This is a genomic window from Streptosporangium sp. NPDC002544 (genome assembly GCF_040295965.1).
Classification (GTDB): Bacteria; Actinomycetota; Actinomycetes; order Streptosporangiales; family Streptosporangiaceae; genus Streptosporangium.
Genome location: NZ_JBEOWJ010000024.1, coordinates 1 through 16009, shown reverse-complemented (window position 1 = coordinate 16009; position 16009 = coordinate 1). Strand labels below are relative to the sequence as shown.

At 70.6% G+C, this 16009-nt stretch carries 12 protein-coding genes; 8 read left to right on the top strand and 4 right to left on the bottom strand.

Translation table 11 applies throughout. The annotated features are described in order from the left end of the window. Positions 1-27 precede the first annotated feature (27 nt). Positions 28-1935, bottom strand: coding sequence for a glycosyltransferase (locus ABT061_RS30990; protein ID WP_350924606.1), 1908 nt, complete (start codon positions 1933-1935; stop codon positions 28-30). A 71-nt stretch (positions 1936-2006) separates the two neighbouring features. Here ABT061_RS30990 and ABT061_RS30985 point away from each other — a divergent pair, with 71 nt between their 5' ends. Both ABT061_RS30985 and treS read left to right on the top strand, forming a co-directional pair. Then, positions 2007-3677, top strand: a complete 1671-nt coding sequence (locus ABT061_RS30985; protein WP_350924604.1) for an asparagine synthetase B family protein — start codon at positions 2007-2009, stop codon at positions 3675-3677. Between the two features lie 476 nt (positions 3678-4153). Beyond that, positions 4154-5851: a maltose alpha-D-glucosyltransferase gene (gene treS, locus ABT061_RS30980; protein WP_350924602.1), complete on the top strand. Its 1698-nt coding sequence runs from the start codon at positions 4154-4156 to the stop codon at positions 5849-5851. A gap of 41 nt (positions 5852-5892) precedes the next feature. On the opposite strand, the gene ABT061_RS30975 is transcribed toward treS, so the two are convergent. From ABT061_RS30975 to ABT061_RS30965, 3 genes are all read right to left on the bottom strand, one after another. Further along, the gene (locus ABT061_RS30975) at positions 5893-8172 is read right to left on the bottom strand and encodes an ABC transporter permease (RefSeq protein ID WP_350924600.1); all 2280 of its coding nucleotides are present in this window, start codon (positions 8170-8172) and stop codon (positions 5893-5895) included. An 89-nt stretch (positions 8173-8261) separates the two neighbouring features. Beyond that, complete coding sequence (locus ABT061_RS30970) at positions 8262-9005, bottom strand: ABC transporter ATP-binding protein (protein WP_350924598.1); 744 nt, start codon at positions 9003-9005, stop codon at positions 8262-8264. After that, on the bottom strand, positions 9002-9499 hold the full coding sequence (locus tag ABT061_RS30965) for a PadR family transcriptional regulator (protein WP_350924894.1): 498 nt from the start codon (positions 9497-9499) through the stop codon (positions 9002-9004). Before ABT061_RS30965 ends, ABT061_RS30970 begins: the two co-directional genes overlap by 4 nt. A gap of 136 nt (positions 9500-9635) precedes the next feature. Between ABT061_RS30965 and ABT061_RS30960 the strand changes: the two genes are divergently transcribed. From ABT061_RS30960 to ABT061_RS30935, 6 genes are all read left to right on the top strand, one after another. After that, positions 9636-10892: an ABC transporter substrate-binding protein gene (locus tag ABT061_RS30960; protein ID WP_350924596.1), complete on the top strand. Its 1257-nt coding sequence runs from the start codon at positions 9636-9638 to the stop codon at positions 10890-10892. A gap of 108 nt (positions 10893-11000) precedes the next feature. Then, the gene (locus ABT061_RS30955; protein ID WP_350924594.1) at positions 11001-12320 is read left to right on the top strand and encodes an ABC transporter substrate-binding protein; all 1320 of its coding nucleotides are present in this window, start codon (positions 11001-11003) and stop codon (positions 12318-12320) included. Between the two features lie 12 nt (positions 12321-12332). Then, positions 12333-13784, top strand: a complete 1452-nt coding sequence (locus ABT061_RS30950; RefSeq protein WP_350924592.1) for an ABC transporter permease subunit — start codon at positions 12333-12335, stop codon at positions 13782-13784. Further along, a complete protein-coding gene (locus ABT061_RS30945) occupies positions 13781-14656 on the top strand; it encodes a carbohydrate ABC transporter permease (protein WP_350924590.1) in 876 nt (291 codons plus the stop codon). Before ABT061_RS30950 ends, ABT061_RS30945 begins: the two co-directional genes overlap by 4 nt. A gap of 82 nt (positions 14657-14738) precedes the next feature. Continuing rightward, positions 14739-15416, top strand: a complete 678-nt coding sequence (locus tag ABT061_RS30940) for a uracil-DNA glycosylase (protein WP_350924588.1) — start codon at positions 14739-14741, stop codon at positions 15414-15416. 100 nt (positions 15417-15516) lie between these two features. Beyond that, complete coding sequence (locus tag ABT061_RS30935; protein ID WP_350924586.1) at positions 15517-15879, top strand: hypothetical protein; 363 nt, start codon at positions 15517-15519, stop codon at positions 15877-15879. The last annotated feature ends 130 nt before the right edge of the window (positions 15880-16009 follow it).

Genomic DNA, 16009 nt, shown 5'->3' with positions numbered 1-16009 from the left:
GTCAGCCTAGACTCCGGACGTACGCGCTCAGATCAGCGCGTGCGGGTCGGCCGGGCCGTAGTCGACGAGCTGGGCCGAGCCGAGCAGCCAGCGGTCGCGGTCACGGAGGCAGACGTAGCCGAAGCGGTCCGCGGAGAAGACCTTGATCCCGTCCGCGCGGCACTGGCGCATCAGCACGTCGGCCCAGTTCTCCGAGACGTCGGCGAAGCCGATGCCGCGCAGCACCGTACGGCGGGCCAGCAGGGTGGCCCCCGCGACGTCGGGGAGGTAGGAGTACTCCGCCGAGGGCTGGCGCAGCACCGTCGCCGCGACGTCGCGCAGGTGGGCGTAGTAGGCCGCCTTGCCGACGATGTCGGCGCTCGCGAACAGGAACGCCCGGCTGAGATCGGTCAGGTAGTGCTCTCCGTACCGGTCACGGGCGTCCATGACCGCCACCAGGTCCCCCTGGCACAGGTCGAGGGCGCGGTTGAGCATGCCGCCCGTGGTGAGGCCGGGGTCGGGGCGGCGTACCGTGACGTGCACCTGGTCGGGCAGCGCGGCGCGGGCCCGCGCGGCGGCGTCCGGGACGTCCGAGAGCAGCACCAGCTGGACGACGCCCTTCTGTGGCGCGACCTGGGCCAGCGTGTGGTCCAGGTCGCCCCGGTCGATCATGATCACCGAGATGTTCAGGGTGGCCCGGCCGCTGGGCAGGCCGATCGCGTCCAGCAGATCGTCGACCTTGTTGGTCATCGTGCCCGAGGCGTACGCCTGGCGGAGCGCCAGGTGGGCCCGGCGCGGGTCGGGCTCGGTGCCGATGGAGGTTCCACAGGCGGCCAGCTCGGCCATCCGCCAGGGCTCGGTGCCCGGCGGGCAGTCGACCGCGACGGGCCAGCGGTAGGAGGTGAGCACGTCCGGATACGACAGGTGCCCGGGGAGCAGCTCCTCCAGCGAGAGCACCCGTTCGAACCGGTCCCCGGCCAGCGGCAGCGGGTTGTGCACGCGCGGCTGGATGGCGAAGGGCAGGATTCCCAGCGAGGGCGCCCGGCGGCCCGGCTCGGGCTCCTGGGCCGCCAGCGCGGCGCCCCAGGCCCCCACGGACTTGGGCAGCGCGGTCACCACGTGCTCGAACAGCCTGGCCGCGGCGACGAATCCGGCGGCCTCGCCCCCGGTGTGCCAGAAGACCGTGCGGATGCCCCGCTCCGCGCACCAGGACAGCAGGGCGCGCAGCCCCTGGCCCGGCCGGGACAGCTCCTGTGCCCACGGCCCCTCGGTCACCGACTCGACCAGCAGCAGGTGCGGGACCTCCGCCGCCAGCACCCGGGCGAAGTCCTTGGGCGTGAAGCCGGTGCTCTGGCGCCACTCGTAGCGCAGCAGTGCCTCGCCGTGCGGTGAGGCGATCACAGCGGCGGTCAGGTGCGGGCGGGTGTTCGGCCCGGTCGGGACGCGGAACGGCTTGAGCTTGACCGACCTGCCGCCGACGGTTCTGACGGAGCTGGTGGCCTGGAAGGACGCGCCGGGCACCGCCGTCTTGTCGCCGCTCTTGCGCGGCACCGGCTGGCGTTTGGGAGCGGTCGGGCGTTTGGCGGGCTTGGCTGCCCCGCGCAGGCCACGCGCCAGCCGCACCGGGTTGCTCTTGCCCGTCTTGATCGCGTCACCGAGCCTGGACCAGCGGGCCACCTGCACCGAGGAGAGCTTCCACCTGGCCACCTCGGCCTGGTAACGCTGCTCCGCCAGGTCCTTGCGGAGCTTCTCCTCGGCCGCGTTCGCCGCCTCCAGCCGCTCCTCGGTCTCGCTGAGAAGTTCTCGCACCCCACGCAGTTCTTCGGCCACCCGCTCCGCGTCAGCGATCTTGGCCTGTGCCGCGTCAAGCAGACGGGCCAGCTCGGAAGCCCTTTCCGCGTGCGCCACCGCCTCCCGTAACGCCTGCCGTGTGCTTTCGAGTTGGTCGCCCGTCACGCCGTCCTCCGTTTCCTCAGCCGGGCGAAAGGATACCCTTTGCTCAATCGCGACATAGAGGAGTCAGCACGGTGCAGTGGCCGACGTTCAATGTGAGGCCGTACGTCTGCGGCGGCATCGGGCACCTCGACGAGGCGGTCCTGGAGACGCTGCGCGGGGCGGGGCCGCGGGTCAGACCCGCCGTCCAGAGCCAGAACGCGGCCCTGTTCAGCTCCTCCCCGCTGCCGCCCTACCGGCGGGACGAGCGCGGCTGGGCCTTCGCCTGGGGGGAGCGCAAGCCAGGCGGGGCGGCACCGTCGAACGCACAATGGATCACCGTGGCCGAGACCTACGAGACGCCCGGCCTGATCGACGACGCCGAGCGGATCACCCTGCACGCCGGCGGCCTCGGCCTCGTGGACGTCTACTACCTGTTCCGCGGCGGGGCGCTCTACTTCTCCTCGCTGCTCGAACCGCTGCTCTCCCTGGCGCGTACCCCGTACGAGATCAACTGGGACGCCTGGGCCTCGATCATCCAGCTCACCTTCCCGTTGCGCGACGACACCCCGTACACGCAGGTGAAGCGGCTGGCCGGGGCGAGCGCGCTGGTCTTCGACCGGGCGTCGGGCCGGATCTCCGTCGAGCGGATGCTGCCCCGGTGGCTGCGCGAGGAGCCGTACGAGGCGGGAAGGACCGCCGGGGAGATCCTGGAGATCCTGCACGAGGTCTACAAGGAACTCGACGGGCGCCCGCTGCTCGTACCGGTCAGCGGCGGCTACGACTCGCGGCTGCTCTGCTCGGTGGCGGTGGCCCGCGGCGCCGACGTGGAGTCGTGGACGACCAGCCCCGACGACGGCACCGACACCGACATCGTCTTCGCCAAGGCGATAACCCACGAGCTGGGCGTGCGCCACCGGGTGATCCCGCAGGACGCCGCCGCCTATCCCGACGACGCGCTGGCCGCGGCGCGGCGGCTGGAGTTCCTCACCCCGCACCACGCCTGGTACACCCCTTTCGCCCGCGAGGTGCACCGGGCCGGGCGGACCCTGGTCGACGGGCTGGCCGGGGGGCCGCTGCTGAAGAACTTCATGGTCAGCGGGGCCGCGCTGGAGGCCACCGGCCAGGCCGAGCGCAAGGCCGCGCTGCTCGGCTCGCTGGCGCTGGGCTCCCCCTCCACGCCCTTCCTGTCGGAGCGGGCGCAAGAGTGGATCACCGACAGCGTCGGGCACGCCTTCACCCAGTCGACCTCCATGCTCAACGGCCACCGGGCGGAGCTGCCGCTGTCGGTCCTGCACACCAGGACGGCGCGGGGCATCGCCCGCTCCCCGGTCAACCTGGTCGGCCCCGAGGTCTCGTTCACGGCGCCGTTCATGCACCCCGGCTTCTTCGACGCGGCGCTCTCCGTCGGGGTGAACCGCAAGGACCAGGGGCGCTTCTACCGCGAGCTGCTGTACGCGGCCAACCCGCGCGTGGCCGCGCTGCCCTCCACCAACGTGGTCAAGCAGCCACTCATGCGGGTCCCGCTCCGCTCGGCCGCCGCGCCCGCCAGGGAGTACGGCCACCGGATGCTCACCCTCGTCGCCGACGCCGTGCCCTCGCTGCTCTCCGAGCAGCTGCACACCGTGATCGCCGAGGGCCCCGACGGCCTGACCCGGTTCAACGGCTGGAACGACCGTTTCTGGGTGCGCGGCCTGGTGCTGTTCGGCGCCTGGCTCGGCGACTACCAGGACCGCCTCCCCGACCTCAGCCCGCCCTGGAACTGACCTCCTGACGCCCTCCCCCCGCGGGGCCCTACCACACGGCCCCGCGGAGTTTTCGCGCGCCCCCGGAATCGGGTCCGGCCACCCCTTCGAGAACGCCGGAGCGCGTCCCCGCCGCACCGCGCGCGCCCCGGCCGGGTCCGCGGGCATAAGCCGAGGTCACCACGTTGGGGCGTGTCGTGTTTCAGGCAGGAAAACGGTAAGCGACGCGGCGATTACGCGGGCATGGCGCGATGCGCGCCGCGATTCCGTGGGGCGGGGGCGACGTACCACGCCAAGGGGGCTTCGAGGGGTTCACTCGGCTGGTAGTGTTCGGCCCAGAAAGCGCCACAACGGATGGCCCCGAATCACAAATTCGGCCCGTCCGCGGCCATGGAGCTCGTGGGGATGACGGCTCCCGCCGGCGCGGTCACCAAACATCATCAGCCGGAGCATCCGGTGACTTCGTCCTGCCCTTTATCACCGTGAGCGAGAACACGATGAATCCATCCCCCCTCCCCTCCCCCTCCGCGGAGTCCGTCGCCGAGGACTTCGTCTCGGCCGACCCTCAGTGGTACAAGCGCGCGGTCTTCTACGAGGTGCTGGTCCGCGGGTTCAAGGACTCCAACAGCGACGGCACGGGTGATCTGCGCGGCCTCATCGAGAAGCTGGACTACGTCCAGTGGCTCGGCGTCGACTGCCTGTGGCTGCTCCCGCTGTACGAGTCCCCCCTGCGTGACGGCGGTTACGACATCTCCGACTACATGAAGATCCTTCCGGACTTCGGCGATCTCGGAGACTTCGTGGAGCTGATCGAGTCGGCGCACCGGCGGGGCCTGCGCATCATCACCGACCTGGTGATGAACCACACCAGCGACAAGCACCCCTGGTTCCAGGCGTCCCGGCACGACCCCGAGGGCCCGTACGGCGACTTCTACGTCTGGTCGGACAGCCCGACCGGCTACCCCGACGCGCCGATCATCTTCATCGGCGCCGAGGAGTCCAACTGGACCTACGACCCGGTCCGCAAGCAGTACTACTGGCACCGCTTCTTCCACCACCAGCCGGACCTGAACTACGAGAACCCGGCGGTCCAGGAGGCCATGCTGGAGGTCCTGCGCTTCTGGCTGGACCTGGGCATCGACGGCTTCCGCCTCGACGCGGTGCCCTACCTCTTCGAGCGCGAGGGCACCGACTGCTCCGGCCTGCCGGAGACCCACGCCTACCTGAAGAAGGTCCGCGCCGAGGTCGACCGCCTCTACCCCGACCGGGTGCTGCTGGCCGAGGCCAACGGCTGGCCCGAGGACGTGGTCGAGTACTTCGGTGACCCCGCGGTCGGCGGCGACGAGTGCCACATGGCCTTCCACTTCCCGCTCATGCCGCGCATCTTCATGGGCGTGCGGCGGGGCAGCCGCGAGCCGATCTCCGAGATCATGTCGCGGACCCCGAAGCTCCCCGAGAGCGCCCAGTGGGGCATCTTCCTCCGTAACCACGACGAGCTGACGCTTGAGACGGTCACCGAGGAGGAGCGCGACTACATGCACTCCGAGTACGCCAAGGACCCGCGCATGCGGGCCTACCTCGGCATCCGGCGCCGCCTCGCCCCGCTGCTGGAGAACGACCGCGACCAGATCGAGCTGTTCACCGCGCTGCTGCTCTCGCTGCCCGGCTCCCCGGTCATGTACTACGGCGACGAGATCGGCATGGGTGACAACATCTGGCTGGAGGACCGCGACGCGGTCCGCACCCCGATGCAGTGGAGCCCGGACCGCAACGCGGGCTTCTCCACGGCCGATCCCGGACGCCTCTACCTGCCCGCCGTGATGGACCCGATCTACGGCTACCAGGCGGTCAACGTGGAGGCGCAGCAGCGGAACCCCGCCTCGCTGCTCCACTTCACCAGGAACATGCTGGCGATCCGCCGTGAACACCCGGTCTTCGGCACCGGCGTCTACAACGAGCTGTGGTCCAGCAACCCGGCGGTGCTCAGCTTCGTCCGTGAGGACGGGGACGACCTGATGCTCTGCGTCAACAACCTGTCGAAGTATCCGCAGCCGGTCGAGCTCGACCTGCGCCGCTTCGCGGGGATGACCCCCGTCGAGGCCAGGGGCGGGGTGCGCTTCCCCGCGGTGGGCGCCCTGCCGTACCTGCTGACCCTGCCGGGTCACGGTTTCTACTGGTTCTCGCTCAAGCCCTGAGGACGGCTTTCGAGGGTAGCCCCGGGACGCGTGTCCCGGGGCTATCTGGCCGTTACCGGGACCTGGGCGCGGGCCGCGCGGGCCGCCGGGATCAGCGTCACCAGCAGGGCGGAGCCGACCGCGACGAGCACCGCGACGGCGAGCGTCAGGGCCGAGGGCGTACGGCCGATGCCGGCGCCGACGCCGCTGGTGTGGCCCTGCAGGTCGATCAGCCCGCTGACCAGTGAGGCCCCGGCCGCGGTGCCCGCGACCACGCCCAGCACGATCAGCAGGCCGGTCCCGGTGACCAGGGTGGCGGCCACCTGTCTGGGCGTGAGGCCCATGGCCTTGAGCACCGCGAGGTCGAAGGCGTGGTCGCGCAGGCCCAGGGCACCGGCCGTCAGGAGGTTGGCCAGGCCCAGCAGGGCGAGCACGCCGATCAGCGCCACGATCACCACCCGGATGATCGCGAGCCGCTCCGCCGGGTTGACCACCCGGTGCACCTCAAGGGCCTCTCCCGAGGCGGCCAGCAGCCGCGCCCGGACCTCGACCGGGTCCGCGCCCGGCTTGAGCACCAGGCTGTAGAACTGCGGCGGCACCGCGTCCTTGGCCGCGAGGCTGTCGATGCCGAAGGAGAGCACCTCCCCGTCCTGGTCCGGCTCCACCACCCGGCCCACCAGATGCACGATCAGCGGGGTGCCGCCCACGGTCAGCCGGACCCGGTCGCCGATCCGCACCCCCAGCAGGTCGAGCAGCCCCTGCCCGGCGACCGCCTCTCCTCTGGCGGCGTACATCCGGCCCTCGACCACCGAGAACGGGTACGGCTCGGTCGAGGTGCCCGCGGCCCGGGTCAGCACGCTCCTGGTCTGCTCGGGCTCCAGGGCGAGCACCTCGGCGCCGGGATAGGCGGCCAGCACCCCGGGGTCGGCCCTGGCGATCCTGAGGGCCTCGTCCGCGGGGAGCTCGTCCGGGCGCACCGTGAGCGCCGCCGCCTGGCCCACCTGCTCGGGATGGCGGAGGAAGTCGTCCAGGGTGGCCCAGCAGCCGAGCCCGATGGTGATCATCATCATCGGGATCGCGACACCGAAGATGCTCAGGAACGCCGGGGCCCGCCGGGTGAAGGCGTCACGGGTGCCCAGGACCAGGGCGGGCGGCAGCCGCAGCAGCAGCGCCAGCCGCGCCAGGTGCGACAGGTGCCCCCGGAGCGGCGCCGCGGGGGCCGCGGGGACGGGAGGGGTGCGCCCGCCACGCCAGGCCGGCAGGGCCACCGCCACGCAGACCACCGCGGCGGTGCCGCCGGCGATGGCGAGCAGCGGGCCCGGCGAGAGCGGCAGGATCGGCGCCCCGTCCAGGACGAACGAGGCGGCGACCTGACCGCAGAGGAGCCCGATGACGATGCCGAGCGACCCGAGCGCGCCGTGCTCGGCCATGAGCACGCCGAAGACCTGGCCCCGGGTGTAGCCGAGGGACTTGAGGGTGGCGATGTCACGGGTCTGGGTCAGCACCCGGCCGCCCACCGCGTTGGCGATGGCGAGCGCGGCGGCGACCAGCCCGGTGATGCCGAACAGCGCGAGCAGCAGGCCGAGCAGCCGGTTGTCCAGCTCCATCGAGGCGCGGACCTCGCGCCAGGTGGACATCCGCTGGATCTGCCCCTCCATGAGGGTGACGGCACCGTGGACGGCGGGCAACGTGGCCTCGCCGTCGGCCAGGCGCAGCCCGGTGACCGACTCGCTGCGGCCCAGCGCGGGCTCGACCCTGGCCAGGACCGGCGCGAGCGTCCAGGCCAGGCCGGGCGTCCACTCGGGATAGAAGCCCTGGTCGGCACTGTCCGCCAGGCCGACCACGATGAGCGGGTGGGTGGCGCCGTTGAGCCCGGTCACCGGGAAGGGGCCGCCCACCCGCAGGCCGAGCGCCCTGGCGAAGGAGCGCTCGACGACCACGCCGTCGGTGTCGCCGGGGCGGAGCGGGCGCCCCTCGCGGATCAGCGGGACGGCGACCTTCGGCGGCGTCGCGGACATCTCGCGCAGCGCCACCGGCGACTTCTTCCCGTCCAGGGTGAGCGTGACCGGGGCCGACCGGTAGGGACCGGCCACCTGGACCACGCCGGGGAGCCTCGACAGCGCGGCCACCTCGGGGGCGTCCCTGGTGTGTATCCACACGTGCGCGCCCCTGGACTCGGCGAACAGGCCGCGCCACGGGTTGGTGCCGTCCTCCAGCAGGGTCGCGGAGGTGATCAGCGCCGTGACGATCCCCGCCACGGCCAGCACCGTCAGCAGCGCCTGCGCCCTGCGTGCCCTGAGGTCGGCCCGGATCCATCTGTAGGAGGCTCGGACGGTGCTCACCGCGACGCCCTCCGGATCCGGGTCCGCACGGCCCACCCGGCGGCGTTCGGGAGCACGGGGCGAAAGGTCCCCGGCGGCAGGGGCATCGGTCAGCCTCTCAGCTCGACGACGTCGCCCGCGCTGCCCCTGGGACGGCGGCGGACCAGGCCGGCGCCGCCGTCGTCGACGATCTGACCGTCCAGCAGGGAGACCACCCGGTCGGCCAGGCTCGCCACCCGGGCGTCGTGGGTGACCATGATGACGGTCTGGCCCTCGCGGTGGACCTCGCCGAGCAGGCGCAGGACGTCGCGGGTGTTGCGGCTGTCGAGATTGCCGGTGGGCTCGTCCGCGAGCAGCAGGCTCGGCTTGTTGGCCAGCGCGCGGGCCAGCGCGACCCGCTGCTGCTCGCCCCCGGCCAGCTGGGCGGGCGCGGCGTCGGCGCGCGCGGTCAGGCCGAGCTCGCCGAGCAGGTACTCGCGGCGCCGGCGGGCCTCGCGCGCGCCGACCCCGGCCAGCAGCGCGGGCAGCTCGACGTTGTCGGCCACGGTCATGTTGGCGACGAGGTTGAAGAACTGGAAGACGAAGCCGATCTTCCGGCGGCGGAGCAGCGCCCAGGCGCTCTCGTTCAGCGTGTCGGCCCGTTGCCCGTCGAGCCAGATCTCGCCGCTGGTCCTGGCCTCCAGGCCGCCGATCATGTGGACCAGTGTGGACTTGCCCGACCCCGACGGCCCCATGACCGCCACGAACTCCCCCGCGTTCACTCGCAGGTCGACCCCCCGCACGGCGGGCACCGGCACCCCGCCGTCCTGGTAGATCTTGACAAGATTGACTGTGTCGACCACGGGGGGCGTCAACTCAACTCCTCCTGGCAGCGTTCGAGCCACTCAAGGTCGGCCTGGAGGTGCAGCATGGCCCCCTCGACCAGCAGGAGCGCGACACGATTGCCCGGATCGGTCCGCTCCGCGAGTTCGTTGAGGTCGCGCATGAGCCCGAGGTAGTGCCGGCGCTGGCGGTTGATCATCGCCATCCTGTCGGCGATGCCGGTCATCGGGGCCAGCACGAGCTTCATGAAGAACTCGTCCCTGACCCTGGGGCCCTCGGTGGGCTCGTCCACCCAGGTGTCGAGGATGTCGCGGCCCGCGGCCGTCAGGTGGTAGACCTTCTTGTTCGGCCGGTTGGACTGCGCGACGTCCACCGCGCGCACCAGACCGTCCTTCTCCAGGCGGCCGAGCGTGACGTAGATCTGCCCGATGTTCGGTGAGGGGTAGGCGCTCCCGAAGATCTGCTCAAGCGCCTGTTTGAGCTCGTAGCCGTGGGCAGGTTCCTTCGCGAGGAGCGCCAGCAGCATCAGCCGCACGCCCCACCTCCTCGGAGAGCTCGTTACGTGAGCGTTACGGGTTTATCCGTTGACGACGATGTTATCGCCATGCATAACATGCATCTACCTAACATGTATGTAATCAGTCGGAAACCGGGAGGCCACGGTGCGTCGACTCATCCCCGTCGTGCTCATCGTGCTTCTCGTCGCCGGCTGCGCGGCGGCCGGAGAGCGGGAGGGCGAACGGTTCGGCGGGACCGGCCCGTTCACCCTGGTGATCGGGCGCCCCGCGACCGCCTACCTGCAGCCGCTGCTCGACCGCTGGAACCAGGCCCACCCCGAGGAGCGGGCGACCCTGCTCGAACTCCCCGAGGCGGCCGACGAGCAGCGGGCGCAGATGGTCGCCAACCTCCAGGCCAAAAGCGACCGATACGACGTGATCGGGCTGGACGTGATCTGGACCGCGGAGTTCGCCGACGCCGGCTGGATCCTGCCGCTGGAGCGCTCGATGTTCCCGCTCGACCGGTTCCTGCCGCCGGTCGTCGACACGGCGGTCTACCGGGACAAGCTCTGGGCCGTGCCGTACACCAGCAACGCCGGGCTGCTCTACTACCGCAAGGACCTGCTGGCCAAGCAGGGGTTCAAACCGCCGAAGACCTGGGAGGAACTCCGCACGCAGGCACGCACCCTGCACGAGAGGTACGGCATCGGCGGCTACGCCGGCCAGTTCCTGGCCTACGAGGGCCTGACCGTCAACTTCACCGAGGCCGTGCAGTCGGCGGGCGGGCAGATCCTCAGCCAGGACGGCACCAAGGTGACCATGGACGTGGCCAGGGCGAAGGCCGGTCTGAACTTCCTGGTGGACGGGTTCCGGGAGGGCTGGATCCCGCAGGAGTCGCTCTCCTTCAAGGAGGACGAGGCACAGCTCGCCTTCGAGGAGGGACGGCTGGCCTTCGCCCGCAACTGGCCGCACGCCTACGGACCGGCCACCACCTCGGCGGTCGCCGGCAAGTTCGGGGTGACCCGGCTGCCCGGCCTCAACGGCCCCGGCACCGGCTCGCTCGGCGGCTACAACCTCGCGGTGAGCGCCTTCTCCAAGCGGCAGAAGTCGGCCACCGACTTCATCCGCTACTTCACCGGCCTGGAGAACCAGCGAAGGGTGCTCACCGACGGCTCGTTCCCGCCCGTGTGGGCCGAACTGTACGACGACCCCGCCCTGATCAAGCGTTTCCCCTACCTGCCGGTCCTCAAGCAGAGCATCCTCTCCGCCCGGCCCAGACCTGCGGGTGCCAACTACAACCAGGTGAGCCTGGTGATCGCCAGCGCGGTCTCCAATGCGCTCACCCCACCCTTCGAGGAGGCCGGCGACGACGTTGTCGCCTCCATGAGAGACCAGCTCGACGAGATCATTCGGGCTCGCTGACACCGGGGTACCCCCCTGTCAGGAGCCGTCATCCCCATCTCGGCCGTTTGCACGTCCTCACCCATCCCCCTGTTCCAAAACCTTGACATCTCAGGAGGTCTGTTCAGCATGCGCAAGACCATTGCCACAGTGACGACGGCGGGGCTCGCCCTGGCACTCGCCGCGTGCGGGGGCGAGTCGCCCGCCCCGGCACCGGCCGCGAGCGGCAGCGCGTCCGCGCCCGCCGCCAAGACCCTCGAAGGGGTGTCCATCGAGGTCGCCGCCAAGTGGACCGGCGCCGAGCAGACCAACTTCGAGCAAGTGCTCAAGGCGTTCGAGGCGAAGACCGGCGCCAAGGTCACCTACGCCTCCACCGGCGAGGACACCGGCGCCTACCTCGGCCCGCGCATCGAGGGCGGCAACCCGCCGGACGTCGCGATCCTGCCCCAGCCCGGCCTGGTCCAGCAGTACGCGGACCGGAAGGCGCTCAAGCCGCTCAGCGCCGAGGTCCTGAAGCAGATCGACGACAACTACACCCCGTACTGGAAGGAGCTCGGCTCCGCGGGCGGCCAGTCCTACGGCGTGCTGGTGAAGGCGGCTCACAAGTCGCTCATCTGGTACCGCGACCAGGCGTTCCAGGACGCGGGGGCGCAGCCTCCGGCCACCTGGGACGACCTGATCAAGACCGCCCAGACGATCGCCGACTCCGGCACCCCGCCGTTCTCCCTCTGCGGCGCCTCCGGCTGGACGCTGACCGACCTGTTCGAGAACGTCTACCTGTCCAGCGCGGGCCCGGAGAACTACACCAAGCTCTCCAAGCACGAGATCCCGTGGACCGACCCCAGCGTGACCGGCGCGCTGGAGAAGATCGGGCAGCTCGTCGGCAAGAAGGAGTTCCTGCTCGGTGGCTCCTCCGGCGCCCTGCAGACCGACTTCCCGACCTGCGTGACCCAGGTCTACGGCCAGGACAAGTCGGCGATGGTCATCGAGGCGGACTTCGTGGGCGTCACGGCCGAGGAGTCGGGCGCGAAGCTCGGCGAGGAGGCCAAGTACTTCCCGTTCCCGAAGGCCGGTGACACCGAGCCGGTCGTGCTGGGCGGCGACATCGCGGTGGTGCTGAAGGACTCCGAGGGCGCGATGGCCCTGCTGGAGTTCCTCGCCTCCGTCGAGGGTGGCGAAGTCTGGGCGAAGCTCCCCGGCTACCTCTCTCCCAACCGCAACGTCTCGCCCGACAACTACTCGGACGAGCTGACCAAGAAGCTCGCCGAGACGATCATCTCCGCCGGCGACGCGGTCCGCTACGACATGTCCGACCTGGCGCCGAGCGCCTTCGGCGGCACGGACGGCAAGGGCCAGTGGAAGCTCCTGCAGGACTTCGTCCGCGACCCCTCGGACGTCAAGGGCATCCAGGCCAAGCTCGAGGCCGAGGCCAAGAAAGCCTGGAAGTAAGGGAGACAGGCCGTGACCGACCGGTTAGACGGCCCGCAGGGCCCGCACGGCGGCACCGCCGGCGGGTCCTCCCCCGGACCTGACGACACCCGGCGACCGGCGCCCGACGCCGGCACCGAGGTCCGCACCTCCCCAGCCACCGCCAGGGGCACCGCGCCGGTGAAGACGAAGAGGGCCACCCGGCTGGGACCGCCGCCGAGCATGGCGATCTGGTTCCTGCTGCCGGGGGCGCTCCTGCTCGGCGTGATGGTGATCTACCCGATCATCTACTCGATCTTCCGCAGCCTCTACGACGCCAACGGCGACGGTTTCGTCGGCGCGGGGAACTACGCCACGATCTTCAGCGACTCCGCCACCCTGGTCACGATCAGGAACAACCTGATCTGGGTGGTGGTGGCCCCGCTCCTGGTCACCGTGATGGGCTTGATCTTCGCGGTGCTCACCGAGCGGATCCGCTGGGCCACGGCTTTCAAACTGATCGTGTTCATGCCGATGGCCGTCTCCCTGATGGCCTCCGGCGTCATCTTCCGCCTGGTGTACGAGCAGGACCCCGACCGGGGCGTGGCCAACGCCGTGATCAGCTCGGTGACCGGCCTCTTCGGCTCCGACCAGGGCTATCCCGACGCCCGTCCCAGGGAGAACGACCAGGCACCGGTCATCGCCCAGCAGGGCGCGGTGGTGAGCAGGGGGCCCGCCGCCCCCGGGCAGGCGGTGCTCGTCCCGCTGGTCGGCGTGAAGCCGGACGCCCTCGCCTCGGCCGCACCGGCGAAGGCGGCCCGGCCCGGTCCCGGCGAGCTGGCCGGGACGGTGTGGGTGGACTTCACCCAGGGTGGCGGCGGAGCGGTCAACCAGGTGGATCCGACGGAGAAGGGGCTGGTCGGAGTGACCGTGGAGGCGGTGCGGGACGGCGCCGTCAAGGCCACCGCCCGCACCGAGGCCGACGGCACCTTCCGCTTCACCGGCCTCGCTCCCGGCGACTACCAGGTGCGGCTGCCGCAGTCGAACTTCCAGGCGGCCTTCAACGGGATCTCCTGGCTGGGGCCGACCCTGATCACCCCGGCGATCATCGGGGCGTTCGTCTGGGTGTGGGCCGGGTTCTCCATGGTGCTGATCGCGGCGGGCCTGTCGGCCATCCCACGCGACGCGCTCGAGGCGGCCCGCATCGACGGCGCCACCGAGTGGCAGGTGTTCCGCAAGATCACCGTCCCGCTGCTCGCCCCGGTGCTGCTCGTCGTGTTCGTCACGATGATCATCAACACCTTGAAGGTCTTCGACCTGGTCTTCGTCATCGCGCCGGGATCGGTGCAGCCGCAGGCCAACGTGATCGCGCTGGAGATGTGGCGCGTCTCCTTCGGCGGCGGAGGCCACCAGGGGCTGGGCAGCGCGCTCTCCATCTTCCTGCTGATCCTCGTGCTGCCCTTCATGATTCTCAACATCCGCCGGTTCAGGAGGGACAACCAGTGACCACCTCCACCCTCGGCGCTCCACCGCGCAGCGCGGCGGGCCGCGTCGTCGACCGGATCGGCGGCGGTCTGGTCCAGGCGGCGCTGGTGCTGATCGGCATCTTCTGGCTGGTCCCGACCCTCGGGCTGTTCGTGGTCTCGCTCCGCGAGGAGACGGCCAACAACTCCACCGGCTGGTGGACCGCCCTTGTCAAACCCGCCGAGTTCACCCTCAAGAGCTACTCCGACCTGCTGGCGAGCGGGTTCACCGCGTCGTTCTGGAACACCGTGTTCATCACGGTGCCCGCGACGCTCCTGGTGATCGGCATCGCGGCCATGGCGGCGTACGCGTTCGCCTGGATGGAGTTCCCCGGCAGGGACGCGCTCTTCCTGGTGGTGGTCGGCCTGCTGGTGGTGCCGATCCAGATCGCGCTGATCCCGATCGCGAAGCTCTACGGCACGGTCGGCATCTTCGGCTCCATCGCGGGCGTGGTCCTCTTCCACGTCGCCTTCGGGCTTCCGTTCGCCATCTTCCTGCTCCGCAACTTCTTCGCGGGCATCCCCCGCTCGCTGCTCGAGGCGGCGCGGATGGACGGCGCCGGCGAGTGGAAGATCTTCTCGACCGTGGTGTTCCCGCTGGCCAAGCCCGCGGTCGCCTCGCTCGGCATCTTCCAGTTCCTCTGGGTCTGGAACGACCTGCTCGTCGCCCTGGTCTTCGCCAACACCGAGAACCAGCCGATGACCAAGGCTCTGCAATCCCAGATGCGGCAATTCGGGACCAACGTGGACATTCTTGCGCCAGGTGCTTTCCTGTCGCTGATCATCCCATTGATCCTCTTTTTCGCCTTCCAGAGGTATTTCGTCCAGGGGATGATGGCCGGCTCGGTGAAGTAAAGACAGGGGCAGGCCCGGTGCGGCGCGCGCTGATTTCCGGCACACGCCGTACCGGGCCTAAAACATCGATAGGGTCCTGCACATGGCCGCACGTCCCTTGAATGAAGTCGTGGAAGCCGGGTGGGCCAAGGCCCTGGAACCGGCTGCCGAGAAGATCGCCGAGATGGGCGAGTTCCTCCGGAGGGAAGTGGCGGAGGGCAGGCAGTACCTTCCGTCCGGGGCCAACGTGCTCCGCGCCTTCCAGCAGCCCTTTGACCAGGTCAAGGTGCTGATCGTGGGGCAGGATCCGTATCCCACGCCGGGTCATCCCATCGGCCTGAGCTTCTCCGTCGCCGCGGACGTACGCCCGATCCCGGCCAGCCTGCGCAACATCTACAAGGAGCTCACCGAGGATCTCGGGCTGCCGATGCCGAGCAACGGCGACCTGACCCCCTGGACCGAGCAGGGCGTGCTGCTGCTCAACCGGGTGCTCACCGTCATGCCGGGCAAGCCCGCCTCGCACCGGGGCAAGGGCTGGGAGGAGGTCACCGAGCAGGCCATCAAGGCCCTCGTCGCACGCGAGCAGCCGATGGTGGCGATCCTGTGGGGGCGCGACGCCCGCAACCTGCGCCCGATGCTCGGCAAGATCCCGGCCATCGAGTCGGCCCACCCCAGCCCCCTGTCGGCCCGTAGCGGCTTCTTCGGCTCCCGCCCGTTCAGCAAGACGAACGAGCTTCTCCAGCAGCAGGGCGCGACCCCCGTGGAGTGGAAGCTCCCCTAGCCCCGTCCCGCGGATCTTACGGCGCGGAGCAGCGGGCAAAAGATCCAACGGGCAGGTCCCAGGCCCTGTCCGACCCTCACCAGGCACTAGGATTTCCACCATGAGTGATGAATCGGGCACTGAACGCTATCTGCGTCTGACTGTTGAGCTGACCGTGGAGGTGCAGGACATCGCCTCCCTGCAGGCCGCCGCGTTGAAGGAGATCAACCACCCTGACGCCGACCTGGACGACGACGAGCGCAAGGAGCAGGCCGAACTGGTCTCGGCCGACGAGACCGGCGCCACGGCGCTGCAGTGGCTGATCGAGCCGGACCACGTCCTGGGATTGATCGAGCACGTCGAGCAGATCGAGCCCCGCGAGGCCGTGCTGGGCGTCGAGCCCTCCGACGGCCCCTCGGATGAGGACGAGGACGAGGACGACCACGCGGGCCACGACCACGCCGGTCACAACCACCGGCACTGAGAGCATCCCCGTGACCCCGCCGGTGGGGGGGGGGTTGGGGGGGGGCGACCCCCCCCCCCCCCGGGGGGGCGGCCCCCCGGCCCCCCAAAACGACAACCCGGCCCCGGGGCGCGGGGGGGCGGGGGGGCCC